Annotated in this window: 1 protein-coding gene; it reads right to left on the reverse strand. The window is 46.1% G+C overall.

What is annotated here, in order from left to right:
* Window positions 1-240: cupin domain-containing protein (locus tag ACSNOG_RS33905; protein WP_436756503.1), on the reverse strand; the 240-nt coding region annotated here is incomplete at its 3' end.
* Between the last annotated feature and the right edge of the window lie 3 nt (window positions 241-243).

Here is a 243-nt window from a genome sequence, read left to right on the forward strand (position 1 = left end):
GGTATAAGGCAGCACATAGTTCTCTTCCATTGTACTGTCCGCATGGAAGGCGAGCAACTTTTCGGGGAAGTTAAAACTCACATATTCGCCGTCATGACTCAACTGTGTCGTGACATGAAGAATCCCTTTGTTGATCAGGATCGCTTGGCCAGTCTTTAACTGATGATCGATTCCGTTTACCTGGATCACCAATGTTCCTTTCGTTACCAACGTGATCTGTAGTTCTTCATGCCAGTGCAGGTC

The organism is Streptomyces sp. URMC 124 (assembly GCF_051386455.1).
GTDB lineage: Bacteria > Actinomycetota > Actinomycetes > Streptomycetales > Streptomycetaceae > Streptomyces.